Annotated in this window: 18 protein-coding genes; 4 read left to right on the plus strand and 14 right to left on the minus strand. The window is 35.3% G+C overall.

The genetic code is table 11. The features are described from left to right. Nucleotides 1–44 precede the first annotated feature (44 nt). On the minus strand, nucleotides 45–248 hold the full coding sequence (locus AC1Q8M_RS14385) for a hypothetical protein (RefSeq protein ID WP_033693195.1): 204 nt from the start codon (nucleotides 246–248) through the stop codon (nucleotides 45–47). A 152-nt stretch (nucleotides 249–400) separates the two neighbouring features. Here AC1Q8M_RS14385 and AC1Q8M_RS14390 point away from each other — a divergent pair, with 152 nt between their 5' ends. Continuing rightward, nucleotides 401–1207: a GNAT family N-acetyltransferase gene (locus AC1Q8M_RS14390; protein ID WP_098366047.1), complete on the plus strand. Its 807-nt coding sequence runs from the start codon at nucleotides 401–403 to the stop codon at nucleotides 1205–1207. A gap of 171 nt (nucleotides 1208–1378) precedes the next feature. Beyond that, on the plus strand, nucleotides 1379–1591 hold the full coding sequence (locus tag AC1Q8M_RS14395) for a CsbD family protein (RefSeq protein ID WP_000160410.1): 213 nt from the start codon (nucleotides 1379–1381) through the stop codon (nucleotides 1589–1591). 25 nt (nucleotides 1592–1616) lie between these two features. Here the strand turns inward: AC1Q8M_RS14395 and AC1Q8M_RS14400 are convergent, their stop codons facing one another. The 3 genes from AC1Q8M_RS14400 to AC1Q8M_RS14410 are packed head-to-tail and all read right to left on the minus strand — an operon-like array spanning nucleotide 1617 to nucleotide 3174. Next, on the minus strand, nucleotides 1617–1865 hold the full coding sequence (locus tag AC1Q8M_RS14400) for a DUF2164 domain-containing protein (RefSeq protein WP_000981066.1): 249 nt from the start codon (nucleotides 1863–1865) through the stop codon (nucleotides 1617–1619). A gap of 19 nt (nucleotides 1866–1884) precedes the next feature. Next, nucleotides 1885–2337: a peptidoglycan recognition protein family protein gene (locus AC1Q8M_RS14405; protein WP_000404003.1), complete on the minus strand. Its 453-nt coding sequence runs from the start codon at nucleotides 2335–2337 to the stop codon at nucleotides 1885–1887. A gap of 15 nt (nucleotides 2338–2352) precedes the next feature. Then, nucleotides 2353–3174, minus strand: a complete 822-nt coding sequence (locus AC1Q8M_RS14410; RefSeq protein ID WP_002041632.1) for a protein phosphatase 2C domain-containing protein — start codon at nucleotides 3172–3174, stop codon at nucleotides 2353–2355. Nucleotides 3175–3300: 126 nt separating this feature from the next. Between AC1Q8M_RS14410 and AC1Q8M_RS14415 the strand changes: the two genes are divergently transcribed. Further along, the gene (locus tag AC1Q8M_RS14415) at nucleotides 3301–4110 is read left to right on the plus strand and encodes a YitT family protein (RefSeq protein ID WP_000251344.1); all 810 of its coding nucleotides are present in this window, start codon (nucleotides 3301–3303) and stop codon (nucleotides 4108–4110) included. A 19-nt stretch (nucleotides 4111–4129) separates the two neighbouring features. Here the strand turns inward: AC1Q8M_RS14415 and AC1Q8M_RS14420 are convergent, their stop codons facing one another. Next, nucleotides 4130–4501, minus strand: a complete 372-nt coding sequence (locus AC1Q8M_RS14420) for a VOC family protein (protein WP_000800772.1) — start codon at nucleotides 4499–4501, stop codon at nucleotides 4130–4132. Nucleotides 4502–4735: 234 nt separating this feature from the next. Between AC1Q8M_RS14420 and AC1Q8M_RS14425 the strand changes: the two genes are divergently transcribed. After that, the gene (locus AC1Q8M_RS14425) at nucleotides 4736–6268 is read left to right on the plus strand and encodes a BA3702 family sensor histidine kinase (protein ID WP_000087652.1); all 1533 of its coding nucleotides are present in this window, start codon (nucleotides 4736–4738) and stop codon (nucleotides 6266–6268) included. Nucleotides 6269–6312: 44 nt separating this feature from the next. On the opposite strand, the gene AC1Q8M_RS14430 is transcribed toward AC1Q8M_RS14425, so the two are convergent. The 9 genes from AC1Q8M_RS14430 to hutI form a co-directional block, all read right to left on the minus strand. Beyond that, nucleotides 6313–6921 carry an alpha/beta hydrolase gene (locus AC1Q8M_RS14430; protein WP_000975455.1) on the minus strand — a complete coding sequence of 203 codons (609 nt, stop codon included), beginning with the start codon at nucleotides 6919–6921 and terminating at the stop codon, nucleotides 6313–6315. A gap of 24 nt (nucleotides 6922–6945) precedes the next feature. Further along, nucleotides 6946–7884: a ring-cleaving dioxygenase gene (locus tag AC1Q8M_RS14435; protein ID WP_098366048.1), complete on the minus strand. Its 939-nt coding sequence runs from the start codon at nucleotides 7882–7884 to the stop codon at nucleotides 6946–6948. A gap of 340 nt (nucleotides 7885–8224) precedes the next feature. After that, complete coding sequence (putP, locus tag AC1Q8M_RS14440; protein ID WP_000687592.1) at nucleotides 8225–9703, minus strand: sodium/proline symporter PutP; 1479 nt, start codon at nucleotides 9701–9703, stop codon at nucleotides 8225–8227. 296 nt (nucleotides 9704–9999) lie between these two features. Beyond that, nucleotides 10000–10422, minus strand: coding sequence for a CcdC protein domain-containing protein (locus AC1Q8M_RS14445; protein ID WP_098366049.1), 423 nt, complete (start codon nucleotides 10420–10422; stop codon nucleotides 10000–10002). Nucleotides 10423–10600: 178 nt separating this feature from the next. Next, nucleotides 10601–12175: an FMN-binding glutamate synthase family protein gene (locus AC1Q8M_RS14450; RefSeq protein WP_000005147.1), complete on the minus strand. Its 1575-nt coding sequence runs from the start codon at nucleotides 12173–12175 to the stop codon at nucleotides 10601–10603. Nucleotides 12176–12242: 67 nt separating this feature from the next. Then, nucleotides 12243–13370 carry an alkene reductase gene (locus AC1Q8M_RS14455; RefSeq protein ID WP_000204598.1) on the minus strand — a complete coding sequence of 376 codons (1128 nt, stop codon included), beginning with the start codon at nucleotides 13368–13370 and terminating at the stop codon, nucleotides 12243–12245. Nucleotides 13371–13933: 563 nt separating this feature from the next. Beyond that, nucleotides 13934–14395 carry a CarD family transcriptional regulator gene (locus AC1Q8M_RS14460; RefSeq protein WP_014482101.1) on the minus strand — a complete coding sequence of 154 codons (462 nt, stop codon included), beginning with the start codon at nucleotides 14393–14395 and terminating at the stop codon, nucleotides 13934–13936. 261 nt (nucleotides 14396–14656) lie between these two features. Next, nucleotides 14657–15628 carry a formimidoylglutamase gene (gene hutG / locus AC1Q8M_RS14465; RefSeq protein WP_000399837.1) on the minus strand — a complete coding sequence of 324 codons (972 nt, stop codon included), beginning with the start codon at nucleotides 15626–15628 and terminating at the stop codon, nucleotides 14657–14659. After that, nucleotides 15607–16878, minus strand: a complete 1272-nt coding sequence (gene hutI / locus AC1Q8M_RS14470) for an imidazolonepropionase (protein WP_098360613.1) — start codon at nucleotides 16876–16878, stop codon at nucleotides 15607–15609. Before hutI ends, hutG begins: the two co-directional genes overlap by 22 nt. Nucleotides 16879–16880: the final 2 nt, after the last annotated feature.

The following is a 16880-nucleotide window of genomic DNA, read 5'->3' on the forward strand; positions in this document are numbered from 1 at the left end:
ATATTACTCTTATTAACTTTTCTAATAAAGTCACTACTCAATAATCATAACGGCTTCTGCTTAAACTTTTCATAATGTCGTACTTTTAATGAAAGGATATTCCCGCAATCTGTACAAATATAAGCATCCACCGGTGAAGATGTGAACATCGTTTCCTTTTTCCGTATTTGTGCATATCCGACAAACTCACCTTCTCCTATGTTTTGAGAACCACAATTAGAGCATGTCTGCACGGTTTTTTGTTTCATGAGAGCACCACCTTTAATCTGTTTCCACTCCCTTCGACAGCTCACTTCCATTTCCCTTCCAAAAAGCCTCTTATTCTCTCACATTTCAACAGGAATCTCAAAACAAAAATCGTATATGTACTATGAAATATATTTATTAACGGAGGAATTTTATGACTACTGTTATGACACTCGATATAGCAACAGAAATTGAAAATGCAGAAATTGATATGCTCTCTTCTAGATTAGAGAGACTACAAACAATAAGCGGAAACCCAATGCAAGTGCAAATGAAAAAATTCGGTAGCGCCACTGCCTTTTCATCAAAAATAATTGCTGGTCCTGCTTTTAATACGGTAAAAGGTATTACAAATGCAGATGCGATTGATGCAATCATTTCTTATTATGAATCACTACAAATCCCTTGTCGTTTTGAAATTACCCCAGCACAAGGTACAACTAAATTATTTCAATACTTATCTCAAAAAGGGTTTTATCAATCTAACTTCCATACTGCTTTGTATAGTATACCGAGAGAGGGTTCATCACTTCTTCCTTCTAATATTACAATACGAAAACTAAAAGAAAATGAGTTTGATATTTTTGCAAACATTTATGTACATGGATTTAATATGCCATCCTTTACAAAAGATAGCGTGCGCCAAAATAATGAAATTCTTTACAATGAACCAGGATGGCATTTTTTCATAGCTGAAGTTCAAAATATCCCTGCTGGTATTGGTGTCCTGTATATAAATAAGGGTGTCGCATCATTAGCTGCTTCTGCTACTTTGCCAGAATTTCAGCGTAAAGGCTGTCATACTGCATTAATTCAAAAACGAATTAAGACAGCTATTGAATCAAATTGTACTTTAATAGTTGGACAAGCAAGGTTCGGTAGCGGCAGTCAAAATAACATGGAACGTGCCCACATGAAAATTGCTTATACAAAATCAATATGGACCGCAAAAGACATATAATTTACTTTATTTCTCCTTCCGTTACATTTTTAAACATTTTATGACAAATCCTTTTCTATCCTATTAATCATTTGAATATTCAAACTAGATTTGTTACGATATTACTAGATACATCATTCAACTTGCAATATGAAAAGAGAATTCTAATCAAACTACAAGGAGGAGAAATGTATGACTAAACATGATCATGGTTTAAAAGAAAAAGTAGAAGGTGCCATTGATAAGGTAAAAGGTGAAGTAAAAGAAGTTGTTGGGAAAGTAACTGACAATAAGAAATTACAAGCTGAAGGAAAATGGGATAAGGTGAAAGGCACTGCTAAAGATACAGTTGGTAATGTAAAAGAAAAAGTACATGAATATAAAGAACACAAGAAAGAAAAATAAAAAAAGAGCCCATCGGCTCTTTTTTTTATTTTCCTTCATTCTTTTCTAGCACGTATAAATCTTCTTCCATATTCGTTAATTTCTCACTTACAAGCTTTCTTGCATCTCCAATTGCTTGATTATATGCAAACGGTCCAACTAATTTAATCATTTCTTCTATTAAACGCTCTGCTTGGAAACGTCCAATTTCATCTAAATCTTCTTCCATAAAAAATTGCTGAATTTGTGCTACAAGTTCTTCTTTTTTATCATTTGGTATTTTTATATTCATCATCGTTGTTACTCCTCTATATTTAAGATAGTATCTTCCTTAACTCTACCATAGAAAAACGATTACCAGGACAGCTTTTTGTAACTCCTTCTAACTCTCTATGACCGAGTATATTTTCTTTCTTTATAGCAAATTGCTTCATAAACAGTTTACATAAAGAATATAATGCATTCACTTGTGCAGGAGTTGGATCGTATTTATCGAAATTTCCCGTCATACATATTCCAATTGTATGGCGGTTATGGTCTTTCGCGTGCGCTCCAATATGTAAACCTCGTCCTTCCACTACAGTTCCATCCTTTTCGATAAAATAGTTGTAACCAATTCCGCTCCACCCCCTTACAGTTTGATGAAATTCATGCGTTTTATACACGTCCCATCCATCTTCAGCTGTATGGTGAATAATCAGTTTGTTTACTTTTTCTAAAGAAACTAATTCATCTTGAAATGTTAGATTGACACGTTTAATTTCCATTTGAACTGCCTCCTCTTAAAAATCAATCATAATAATCGTTTTATCATCTGGCCTTATTCTCTTTTCCGCTTCTAGCTCTTCAATAATTGCTATATATTCGTTTATACTATTCTTTCTTATATATGCAACAGTTTGTTCTAATGACCAATCTGGGTGAAATAACCCGTCTGAACAAATAAAAATCCCACTCACTTCATCTGTATGTAATTCACCATGTTGTAAATAATGTATCGCTTCTTTCATTCCATTTGCAACTGAATAACCATTTGGCATATTTGCAAGATAACGATTGTATTTTAACTGTTCTCGAACATCTTGAAAAACATATTCTTCTGGTACAGATAACCCTTTTTTACGATCTTCTTCCCTCTTCTTTTTTGCTCTTTTACTAATTCCTTCAACTGTGTCTTTCGTTAATACTTGCATCGTTCCATTTTGAAAAGTTGCGACAATCATACAGTCCCCAAGCTGCGCATATTCAATTTTCTCACCAACTATTTGGACTGCCGCGATACATGTGCACCACAAATGCTCTTTTTTTCTCGTGTCTACTTCATATTCTAACATTTTGCTTTGCAATGCTTCATTTGCTTTGGCAACTGCAAATTGTAAACTATGATTCTCTCGTAATGCAGTAAAATAACTTGCAAATAAATGCGAAGCGATGTATGCTCCATTATGTCCCTTTTCATCACGAAACGGGACAAGTGGTGTTGCACCGTCACATACACCATAAATCTTTTTTTCTTTATTACAAAAATAAGAATCCTCACATTCTTGCTTCAACGGGCTTTTCTGTTGATATGTTTTTATCTTCACAACTGTATCCCCTTTCAAATGATAAAATACTCAAATTCTTTTGATTAATCTAATTTACCTAAATAAACTGTTTTTACCCAAAACTTTCAATATCATATATAATCTTGAAATAATATGAATTTTTCAGTGAAGGACGGGAAAGAAATGGTCAGATTCCTTGGTGTTATTATCGGTTCTATTATTATTGCGGTTGCCTTTAATCTTTTCCTTATCCCCCACAAAATTTTAAGTAGTGGAATTGGCGGAATTGCTATTATTTTAGGGATTGTAACCCCTGTAAACACAGGCATTATTAACTTTGTATTAAACTTACCTATCCTTATTTTAGGGTACATAGGTCTTGGAAAAAAAGTAATTTTTAACACAGTTGTCTCTGTAGTTGTATTATCTGTTGCATTATACTACGTTCCAGTAAAAGTCGTAGCAACAGACCCATTGTTATCTTCTATCTTCGGAGGTGTCATCGCCGGAGCTGGTATTGGTCTTGTTTTTAACTGTAATGGATCCACTGGTGGATTTGATATTATCGGTATGCTTTTATCCCGCAAGCGAGACATTAAACTTGGCGGATTCCTTATTATTTTAAATGCAGTCGTTGTAATAATCGCAGGATTCTTCTTCACCTGGGATGTTGCACTTACAAGCTTACTTTCAATTTATGTAACTGGTAAAGTAATTGATGCTGTTCATACAAAACATCGTAAAGTTACACTTATGATTGTAACAAATGAAGCAGAAAAAATGAAAAAACAACTTCTTTCAACTGTTGTACGTGGAATAACGTTACTTGATGGCGAAGGTGCTTATTCAAGCGAGAAAAAGCGTGTACTTATGACCGTCGTTTCTCGTGAAGAATTAGCAAGTATGAAACTAACAATTTCTGAAATCGACCCGAATGCTTTCGTTAATATTACAGAAACTGTAGAAGTGTTAGGACTTTTCAGAAGAAGTTAAAGACTAGGTGGGAATCCACCTAGTCTTTATTTTGCATAAATTCAATTCGGTTTCCAAATGGATCTGACACGTAAAATCGAATTACATCTGGCCGTGCATAATCATCAATCACTTTAACACCTTGCTCTATAAGTGTTTGCTTAAATTCATTAATTTCATTCACATAAAAAGCTGGATGAGCCTTTTTAGCTGGTGTAAAGTTCCGCTCGACACCAATATGGATTTCTTGATTTCCGCATTTAAACCAACATCCACCTCGTTTTTTCAACTCTTCTGGCTTTGGAATTTCTTCCATACCAATCGTATTCCCATAAAAATCACGCGCCTCTTCTTCACACCCTACAGGTGCAGCTACTTGCACGTGATCAATCCCTTGAATATAATTTTTCATTTTCTCTCCCCCTCCTCTACCCTAATGTTATACGGAAAACAGCCGTCTGTAACTTACAAAAGGTTTATAAAACAATATAAGCTCCCCTTATTACCATCCTGCATTCACCTTGCAAAAAATAAAAAAAAAAATTTATTCTATAACTTCCATTTTTTATAGAAATACACATTACATCTATATTATAGTTATGAATAGACAAATCTTTTTAGATGCTATTTGTACGGAGGAACTATTATGAGTCGTAAAAAATATTCACCAACTCAAAAAAAACGTCATCCGAACATTTCTAGACGTTTGCGAAACCATATACAAGATCGTTCATTAACAGAAATGTACGCATCTCTGTTCGAACACAATCCTGATAGTATTATTTCATTAAATTTAGAAGGAGTTATTCTACATATAAATCCTTCTGCCGAAAGAATATTAGGTTACACTTCTTTAGAATTAGAACAGAAAAATATTACCTCTATTTTAGAAGCCCATATTTCTGAGCAAGTATTACAAAATATAAAGAATACTGAAGCGGATAATCAACAAGAGTATATCTTATCTATTTATCATAAAAATGGATTCTTATTAGATGTTGTGACAAAACTAGTTCCTATTTTTGTTCAAAATCGTCTTACTGGCGTATATGCTATTATGAAGCCGCTTGAAAAATCAGAAAGAATTGAGAATATGCTAAAAGAAAGTGAGAAGAGATTACGTACATTAGTAAACTCCATGCCTGCGTTTGTTATATTTAAAGATCATGAAGGGCGCTGGCTTGAGGCAAATGATTACGCACTTTCTTGCTTCAATTTCCATCATGTACCTTACCACGGGAAAAAAGATAGCGAACTCATTCAATATAATGAAGCATACCGAGAAGCTTTTTTACATTGTGAAGAAATCGATGAACTAGCATGGCAACAAAGACAAATTCTTCATGGCGAGGAATTTATTATACATAGAGATGATTTCGATCTAATCTTAAGTATATCAAAAGTTCCGCTTTATCATCCTGATGGTTCTCGCAAAGGTCTTATCGTGATGGGGAGAGATGTTACTGAGCTAAAAGAAACTGAAAAGTTACTACGAAAATCAGAGAAGCTCGCAGTAGTCGGACAACTGACAGCTGGAATTGCCCATGAAATTCGAAATCCACTCACTTCTCTAAAAGGTTTTCTAACGTTGCTCCTCCCTGAAATAAGTGAGGAGCAGAAATGGTATATCGATGTTATGTTAAGTGAGATTTCACAAATGGAATCCATCACGAGTCAATTTATGGCGATGTCTAAGCCACAAGTATTATCTATCCAAACTTGTAACATACAAACTTTAATTGAAGAGGTAGTTACATTTATTTTACCGACTGCAATTATGCATAGCGTTCATATCATCATGGATCATTTTGATTACGTATATGATATTCAATGTGACGGTAACCAATTAAAACAAGTGTTTATAAACATATTAAAAAATGCGATAGAAGCAATGCCAAATGGCGGAAATATTTTCATCCAAACAAAACCATTAGAGGATAATTTCATCTTAATACGAATTATCGATGAAGGTTGCGGCATTCCTGAAGATCGTATCTCCCGTCTAGGCGAACCTTTTTATAGTTTAAAAGAAAAAGGCACAGGACTAGGATTAATGATGTGTTACAAAATAATTGAAGAACATCATGGTAGATTACACATTTCAAGCGAATTAAATAAAGGTACGATTGTTGATATTGAGCTACCACTTTCTTCATCTCATCTTGCAATCCAATCTTAAATAAAAAAGAAGCATCTGCTAATCGTTAGCAGATGCTTCTTTTTTTAAAATGCTTTGTCATACCACTCTTTTGCTTTTTCTACTTCACCCATCGTTAATTGATGCCCTCGATTTTCCCAATGCATTGTTACATTCGCATTTGCATTTTCTAATAGTACCTTCAATTCCTCTGACTCTGCTGATGAACAAATTGGGTCATTTGTCCCAGCAGCAATAAACACAGATTTCCCTGCTAAATTTGCTAATTGCATTCCTCTTCTTGGTACCATTGGGTGATGAAGCACAGCACCTTTTAATGCATTTTCGTAATGGAATAATAAGCTTGCTGCGATATTTGCCCCATTCGAATAACCGATAGCTACAATGTTATTTCTATCGAATTTATATTCTTTAGCCGCTTCATCTAAAAATTCATTTAATTCCTTCGTACGGAAAATTAAATCCTCTTCATCAAAAATGCCCTCTGCTAATCGGCGGAAGAAACGCGGCATCCCATTCTCTAACACATTTCCCCTAACGCTTAATACCGACGCTTCCGGATCAATTATTTCTGCAAGTGGTAGTAAATCTAATTCATTACCACCTGTGCCATGAAGTAATAACAACACTGGTTTTGACGTATCTTTTCCTTTTTGAAAAACATGTTTCATCATAATCCTGTTCCCCCTTCAATCACTTTAATCTAAATTTCTCACTTCAAATGGTAAAAGCGTTTGTTCAATCTGTTTTCTATGTTGTTCATATTGTTCCGGTAACTTTAATTCCTCACCCATCGTCTCTAACGATTCATCATGAGCGAAACCAGGAGGATCTGTTGCAATTTCAAATAAGATTTCACCATGTTCTCTAAAATAAATCGCGTTAAAATAATTTCGATCTTGTACAGGAGTTACGTGATATCCAAAACGCGACACATGCTCTTTCCAGTCTAGCTGATCAGCATCGTCAATCGCTCTCCAAGCTATATGATGAACTGTACCAACGCCTATTTGGCCACGACCGATTGTTGATAATTTCAAATCAATAATATTTCCAATATCAGCAGAAGAACGGAATCGAACAAATTCACCCTCTTCTCCAATTTTCTCAAGACCCATAATATGTTCTAACAATTCAGCTGTTTTTTGAGGCTGTGCAGATAAAAGAACAGCACCTCCAAACCCTTTAATTGCTACTTCTGGTGTAACTTCTCCAAAACTCCAATTATTTAATTCGCCTGCTTCTCTTTCAACTAATTCTATATGCAAACCATGCGGATCATCAAATTCTAAATACTCCTCTCCAAAACGAGTCATTTTCGTATACGAAACATCGAATTTTTCTAATCTATTTTCCCAAAACTCCATTGCACCTTTTGGTACAACGTAAGACGTAATTCCTACTTGACCATCCCCAATAATACCTTGACGAGCACCTGCCCATGGGAAAAACGTAATAATTGTTCCAGGTTTTCCTCCTTCATTTCCAAAATAAAGGTGGTACGTACCTGGATCATCAAAATTCACTGTTTGTTTCACTAAACGTAACCCTAATACACCAGCATAAAAGTCTACATTTTCTTGTGGATGCCCTACAATCGCTGTAATGTGATGGATTCCCATTGTTTTCTTTTCCATTTCTTCCACTCCTTTTTTATTTCATTATAAAAATTCTTTTACATTTAAATTCATTATTCATTTTGTCCATGCTACAAAGTAAAATCCGTCATTATAATTTTATCTCGAATTCGAGATATCGATTATAAAAATACACATTAACTTCCAGCTTGTCAATTCATCTCAAATTCGAGATAGTTTTTAAAAAATATTTACTCCATTTAAAATCTTTATTCAAAGTACAAATTAACTTGAACTCAAATTTATTATAAGTTACTTACTTTTAGTTGTCAACAAGTTCCTTATTTTCATTTTAAATAAAAAGAGAGTAAACGCCAGTTTCGTTTACTCTCTTCGCTAATCATTTCGTTTCTTCTTCCAATATTGCTTCCATCTCATTAAATTCACGATGAACTGCCTTAACGGGTTCTTTCGTTAATAAACTTACAACGATAACAGTTAATAAACTACAGAAAAATCCAGGTACCATTTCATACATAATTGCTTTTAAACTTGGAATTTTTACCCATGCTATAACAACTACTGCACCAACAATCATACCTGCAAGAACGCCCCATTTATTCGTTCTTTTCCAATATAAACTTAATAAAATGGCTGGTCCGAACGCTGAACCAAATCCAGCCCAAGCATAACCTACAAGTGTTAAAATTGTATCACTTGGATGATACGCTAAAACAACTGCGATCATAGCTACTACTAATACTGACAATCTACCGATAAATACAAGTTCTTTGTCACTTGCATTACGACGGAAAAATGTTTTATAGAAGTCTTCCGTTACTGCACTTGAAATAACAAGTAATTGTGAGGAAATACTACTCATAATCGAAGCCAAAATAGCTGATAATAAAAATCCTGTAATGTACGGATGGAATAAAATATTGGAGAATGTTACAAAGACCATTTCTGGGTCTTGTAATGTCGCATTATTTTTAGCATAATAAGCGATACCAATTAGACCAGTAAGCATTGCACCTATAATTGAAATCGTCATCCAACCGATACCGATTCTACGAGAAGTCTTTAAATCTTTAATAGAGGTGATTGCCATAAAACGAACAATAATATGCGGTTGACCAAAATACCCAAGTCCCCATGCTAAAAATGAAATAATGCCAAGTATTGTGGTCCCTTTAAACATATCTAAATGCGATGCATCGACTTGTTTAATCGTATTAAATGTTTCTGTTACACCACCGACATCCGTAAAAGCAACAATTGGCACTAGTACAAGCGCAATAAACATAATACAACCTTGTACAAAGTCCGTCCAGCTTACGGCTAGAAAGCCACCGAATAGTGTATACGCAACAACGACACCCACTGTTACAAATAAACCAATTTTATAATCTAGGTTGAAAGAATTTTCAAACAAACGTCCACCTGAAACTAAACCAGCCGACGCATAGAATGTGAAAAATACTAAAATGACGATAGCGGAGACAAAACGAAGTATTTTCGTACGATCTTTAAACCGATTCTCTAAAAAGTCTGGAATCGTAATTGAATCATTTGCCACTTCTGTATACGTTCGTAAACGTGGGGCAATGATTAAATAGTTTGCATAAGCACCTATTAATAAACCTATCGCAATCCATACACTTGATAATCCTGTTGCATACATCGCACCAGGTAATCCCATTAGCATCCAACCACTCATGTCAGAAGCACCAGCTGATAAAGCTGTAACTGCTGGACCGAGTCCCCTTCCACCTAACATATAATCTGATAAATCGGATGTCTTCTTATAAGACCAATATCCGATATACAACATACCTGCCATATAAATAGCAAGCGAAACCATAATTTCAATCTTCACCAAATCTCTCCCTTATTCCATAAGCCATTCAAAATTTCGAAAAATGACTTTTTCTATTTTCTTGTTTTCGCTTATGGTTCCCTACCTTAACAAACATTTTTTGTTCTTTCAAGTGAACGAGCACTTTTTATTACATATGAAAACCTTTATAAACGCCTTTATCCCAGTGGATTACAATGATTTTTCAAGAAATTAAAGTAATAATATTCAGAAATTAAACAGTGTTTTTTCACACCTTATTTTTATTCGTTTACCCGATAAATTTTAAAAGAAAAAGCCATACAAGTGTATGACTTTTAGCTTATTGACGTCTCAATTTTCGCTTTCTCTACATATACTTTACGAAATTTCATATAGCATCCAATACGCCAAGGTACTATATAACAAACCGCAAGAGTATAGAAAAGAATGCCGATTGACTTTGGATCTAAACCTTGTAAATGTCTTCTAAAATAAGCACGTAAAAGAACGATAACTAAAAATGTAGCAATAAAAGCGATACTTTTTTTTGCATAAATTTGACCATCTTCTCTGACTTCATACCCACTTAAAATAATAAGTGGAATTGACAATAACAGTCCGATCCCAGCAGCTATACCAATTTGCCAATCAGCAAGTTGTATCAGTGCAGCATATAAAGAAAAACCTGGTAATAAGAAAAATAATGGCAATAGTAGTTGTCTTCCTTTATTATTAATTGGTCGATTCATAGAGCGCATGCGTCTAAATATAACGAGCCCTATGACGAGTAAAAAAAATTGTAATACTGTAAGAACCTTGCTGCAAGTGAATCTCTCCCTAAAAATAGTCATTTTTAAAAATACTTCCCTATTATACTCCTAATTTTTCCAAAAATATGATTATTCCTTTAAAAAATCTTACATATCAAATATACTTTTAGGTTTGATTTACTATAGGAAACAATTCCGAAAGAGGAACTACTCTCCCCACCTCGTCTTTAAACACAATATGCTCTCTAGTTAAATGGCGCGGGCTCTTCACTCCCGCTGCCGCTGCTAATGAAAATAAACTATATCTCATACTAATAATATAATTCATGACTCGCCACTTCTTCTCATACGGATCTAACGCTTTTTGATAATGCGGATTCGTCGTGGCTACACCAGATGGACATTGGCCAGAATTACATTGAAGGGCCATAATACAGCCGCTTGCCATCATAAATCCGCGGGCTGAACTTACAGCATCCGCTCCAATCGCTAAAGCAATCGCCACTTTATCTGGTGTGATTAATTTACCCGATGCAAATACTTTAAACTTGTTACGGACACCATAATAATTTGCTGTATCGATAAATGTAAGTAATGCTGGAATAAGCGGCAGTCCCATACAATCTGCCATCGATTTATACGTTGCCCCTGATCCGCCTTCTGAACCGTCTATTGTAATAAAATCTGGGTAAATATTTAGTTCTTTCATTGTTTTTATTAAATCTTCCAAAGGCTCCTGCTGACCAATTACAATTTTCATTCCAACTGGTTTACCGCCGCTTTCTTGCAACTGTTGAATAAAACAAAGTGTATCCACTGCATTCTTTAAAAATGAAAATCGATTCGGTGAATTAATCGTCTCTCCCTTTCGGACGTTGCGAACAAAAGCAATTTTCTCATTTACTTTTTGTCCCTCTAGATGACCACCACGTATTTTAGCACCTTGCCCAAATTTCAATTCGAATGCTCTAATATTACTTTCTTTCGCTTTCTCCATGAATTTTCCCATTGAAAAATTACCGTCCTCATCACGGTACCCAAATAACCCTGGACCAATTTGCGCAACGATATTCGCTCCTGTATGTAAATGTTCTGGAATAACGCCACCTTCACCAGTATTAATCCACGATCCGCCTGCCATTTTCGCTCCAAAACCACTCGCTAAAATATAATTTTCTCCAATCGCGCCGTAAGAAGTCGCAGATGCTCCAAACATGCCATGTAGTTTCCACGGATATTTACGGTTTTCACCGACTATAATTGCATCATCTTCTTCGTACAGCCAAAGATTCGTTGTATCCGCTGTCAATTTTTCTCTTCTTGAAAATAACCCTTCTTTATGAATCATGTACTTTTTACCTTCCCGCTCTTGCGAAAGATTCACACTTAATTCCTCAGTTAATATCGGAAATAATGTATTAGCAATATAATAGCCAGAAGCTTCAAAATCTCGTTTTGATCCAAAACCAAGTATTTCAGAGCGATATTTCGCTAAAAACATAACACTTTGAAAATCATAACGTGAGAAAGGCTTTCCATCCGTATCATGATCAAACCAATATTGTCGAAATTCAGGCCCTATCTTTTCCAGTAAGTAGCGCATTCTTCCTAAGTACGGATGTAACTTTAAAATAGAATGATGTGTTCGTTTTTTTATAAAAAATGTAATGATAAAAAAGATGATTAAAAGCAACATTAAAAATAGTAATATACTAATAATAACGAGTAGCGTTTCACTCATCCCGCTTCCCCCTATGAAATCCCATAATAAAAGGAGAACACTCGGTGTGCTCTCCTTTTATCTTTATTCATACTAACGTAGCAAGATGCTCTTTCGCGTCATATTCAACTAAACTTTCAGCATGTTTAATTCGATGAACAAAGTCTGGATTAGCAATTAACGGTCTGCCGAATGCCACTACATCAATTGTTCCTTCTTGCAACGCTTCTTCGGCCTCTTTCGGATTTAAATTACCAACCCCAACAATCGTACCATCCCAATATTTTCTTACTAGTTGATGAAAATTTTTTCCGTCAGCAATCTCTTGCGTATAATTCATCGTTGAGGGATGGATCATCGTTAATCCAACTTCTTTGAACATATTTACGAACGTTTCAATTGCAAGCTCAGGGTTTTCCCACATATAAGTAGGATTATCGCCTTTGAAAGCAGAGAAGCGAAGAAGTGTTTTATTAGCTCCAACAGCTTCTATTACAGCCGCCGTTACTTCTTTCATAAACGTTAACCTTTGTTTTAAATTACCGCCATATTTATCTGTTCGCTTATTCGCAAACTCATACGTAAATTGATCGATTAAATATCCGTGTGCACCGTGAATTTCTACTCCATCAAATCCAGCTTCGATCGCATTTTTCGCAGCTTGTGCGTATTGACCGATTACTTCTTGTATTTCTTCTAACGTCATTGCTTCTGGCGTATCAAACGGTTTACGAAAGCGTGGAACATTTCCCTCTGCAGCGATAGCAGATGGTGCTTGCGGCATTTGACCACCAATTATTTCATGATGACTCATACGCCCAACATGCCATATTTGAGCAATAATCGTCCCGCCTTCTTTATGTACTGCCTCTGTAACAGGTTTCCAAGAATCGATTTGTTCTTGTGTATAAATACCTGGTACTCCCGGGTTCCCTTTTGCTCTCGGACTAATGACAATTCCTTCTGTAATAATTAGTCCAATTCCATCCGCAGCACGTTTTCTGTAGTACTCCACTACATCAGCACCAACTACTCCAGTTTCATTATCTGCAAAGCATCTTGTCATCGGTGCCATCGCTATACGATTACGAAGAGACCAAGCTCCAATTTGAATTGGATCAAACAACTTTGTTTCTTCAACGTTTTCAAAAGATCCACCAGCGTTTACATTTGTTCCTTCATAAATACTCGCTGCTTTATTACTTGAACTTGTCATTTTTCTTCCCCCTAAAAAATCTTACTATAATCGCATCATACTTACTTTTAGATAGTAACGTCAATTTTTACGACTTTACAATAAAAAATTCGAATATCAAAAAAATAAAATACTATAAATAATATTAAAAAGGTTTCCTTAGAAGGAAACCTTTTTTGTTGACCATATATGGCTGTCAATTCGTTTATCTCTTTAATATAAAAAATACCTTATCAATAGAAGTGAATATGGTTCAGTATTCTTCTAAAAATAATAACTTATATACCTAAAACAATGAAAGCCCTACCTCTCTTTCATCCTTACGGCTCCTCGTCCGTGCCAGTGTGAATCAGGATTGCAAAAATCAAGTAACTATTTTATCGAAGTATTCAATTAAACTTCGAACATTCATAAATGAAATTAAAAAATAAAAATGGATTTGATTGTAGTAATAACAATAGAGGTAATGCTCTAAAAGTGGTTTGAAAGAGTTGAATGTCTTTGAAATGATAAAATTTCTATAATTATGTTCCCAAAAAATTCAAGATCTTTTTTGGGATATAATACATTATTTGTAATGAACCTTAACAAAAGCTTTTTATCTGATTTTCTGTGATACCTTCAATTAATCCCAGTTCACTAATCAAAAATTCATATGCGTTATCTAACATCTTCTTTTCGCTTGCATTAAGTGCTTTTTCTTTCTGTATACGCATTAAATCGCGCACAACTTCAGCACCTTCTTGCATTTTACCCGTCTTTATTTTATCAGTGTTCAATTTATACCTTTGTTTCCACGTAAGTAATCTATCTGATTCCCCATGTTGAAAAATATCCATTATGTGTGCTAATGCGGTTATATCCGTCACTGGTCGTATATTCGAATTCAATATTCTCCCTGCTGGAATCATTAGTTCCATATTACTAGCCGACATTTTTATAACATAATACTGTTGTTTTTCTCCTGAGACTTCCTTCTCTTCTATGGCTTTAATTATACCTGCTCCCTGCATTGGATAAACAATGTTATCGCCAATTTGAAACAAATAATCCACCTCCATATATGGTAACCTTCTCAAGCTTAACACACTTTTAGTTTTTTAGCAAAATTTTTATTTTATCATAAAATTATTTTACACGTCAATACTTCGAAAGCAAGAAATTAAATTTACATAACACACTATAAAAACCCGCAATTTTATTAACGGTTCCACCCACATTCATTCTCTTTTAACATAAAAACACATTACTACATTTGAGTAGTAATGTGTTTTTGATAAGGCATAGATAAAGATCTACTTTTCCGTCTATATACTAACCTGCTTACTAACTATTTCCCTCGCTAAAAGAAAACTCATAATCACTTGCGCTGCTACTCTACTCGTCATATCCCTGAAATCAAGAGTTGGATCAATCTCTACTATATCCATCCCTTGAACGAGCGGTTCTTTACCAAGGAATTCAATCGCATCTAGTAAAGTCGTACTATCCATTCCACCTGGCCCAATTGCTGGACAACCTGGTGCAAACGCTTGGTCTAGTACATCCATATCAAGAGAAATATAAATAGAAGTCACACCTTGTTTTCTTAACACTTCAATACTTTCCGTGATAATATCTTTTATTTCTCGCTCTCGTACGTCTTTCATTGTATACACTGTTACGCCATGCTCTATTGCATATTCATGGTACGTATGTGCGTTAGAAAAATTACGAATTCCAATTTGAACAAGTTGTTTCCCTGTAATGACATCATTTTCTAGTAAACTACGGAATGGTGTACCATTTGACGGGCCTCCATCATCTAAATTACGCAAATCATGATGAGCATCAAATTGAATAATCCCGACCTTTCCTTTACTGTTTGCAAAGCCTGTTATACTCGGAAAACTAATCGAGTGGTCACCACCAAGAACGATTGGTATCATGTTCGGATTTACTTTCGTTACATGACCAACTGTTTTCGCAATTCGGTTATGACTTTCTTTTATATCCGTCACATGCATCGTAATATCGCCGCAATCATATAAGACACTTTCTTTCATATCGTGTTCTTCTGTAATTGCATATGTGCTGTATGCATCTAACATCGCTCGAATTGTTTTTGGAGCAAAACTTGCTCCTGAATGACTAATAGATGGTTTAGAAAGGGGTGCTCCAATTAAAGCAGCACCGAATATTTCTACGCCTTCCTCCCAATCTTTAATCATCTCACTCCATTTTGTCACTTCACGATCAATAAACTTTGCATTTTTCTTTAAATAGTGGCCGTGCTCCACGATTGTTCACCTCTTGTATATGCAATATTACCATTCTTCCATACTGTATTCACATGACTTACGCCGTAATGATACGGTACGTAAGCATAATTGTAAGCATCCCATAAAACTAAATCTGCCTTACGACCAACTCTAATTTTCCCAGCTACATCACCACGGTTAATGGCATATGATGAGTTAACCGTTACAGCATTCCAAACTTCTTCTGGTGTCATTTTCAGTTTTAGCATCGCAATGCTCATAATAAGCTGAATATTTTCAGTTGGACAGCTACCTGGGTTAAAGTCTGTAGCTAACGCAACTGCAACACCTTCATCAATCATTTTACGACCGCGAGCAAAACTTTCTTTATTTAAATAGAAAGTTGTTCCTGGTAATAAAGTGGCTACTGTATTAGAGTTTGCAAGCATTTCAATTCCTTTATCAGAAGCGCCAACTAAATGGTCTGCTGATGCTGCACCGATTTCTGCCGCTGCTTCCGCACCACCAAGAGGGTCGATTTCATCTGCATGAATTTTCACATCAAAGCCAAGCTCTTTCGCTTTTAATAAAAACTCTTTTGACTCTTCGACAGAGAACACACCTGTTTCACAGAAAATATCAACGAATTCCGCTAATTGCTTCTCTTTCATTTCTGGTAGTAGTTCTAACATCCATTGTAAAAATTCTTTCGATCTACCTTTATATTCTTTCGGAACTGCATGAGCACCTAAAAATGTGGAAACTAAATCGATCGGATGCTCTTTTTGTAATTGTGCAGTTGCCTCTAATTGTTTCCATTCCGTCTCATCATCTAATCCGTAACCACTCTTCGCTTCTACAGTTGTAACTCCGAAAGATAACATACGGTCTAAATGGAATTTCGCTTTTTGAACAAGTTCTTCTTTCGATGCTTGTTTCGTTGCATTTACAGTCGAAAGAATGCCTCCGCCTTTTTCTAAAATTTCTAAGTACGGAACTCCTTGTAATTTTAGTGCGATTTCATTTTCACGAGATCCACCAAATACAAGATGAGTATGCGGGTCAACAAGACCAGGAGAAACCATTTTCCCGCCGCAATCAATAACTTCTTTCGCTTGTAATCCTTTCGCTTCTTCCGCTGTTCCAACGAAAGTAATTACATCGTTTTCAATTCCAACCGCACCGTTTTCGATAACAGGAAGCGTGTTCATCGCTTCCCGTCTTAACAAGCCATCTTCTTGATCCATTGTTAGTAATTGACCAATATTTATTAGTAAAGTGTCCAGCATGT

This window comes from Bacillus sp. GW823-FHT06A10 (assembly GCF_058795375.1).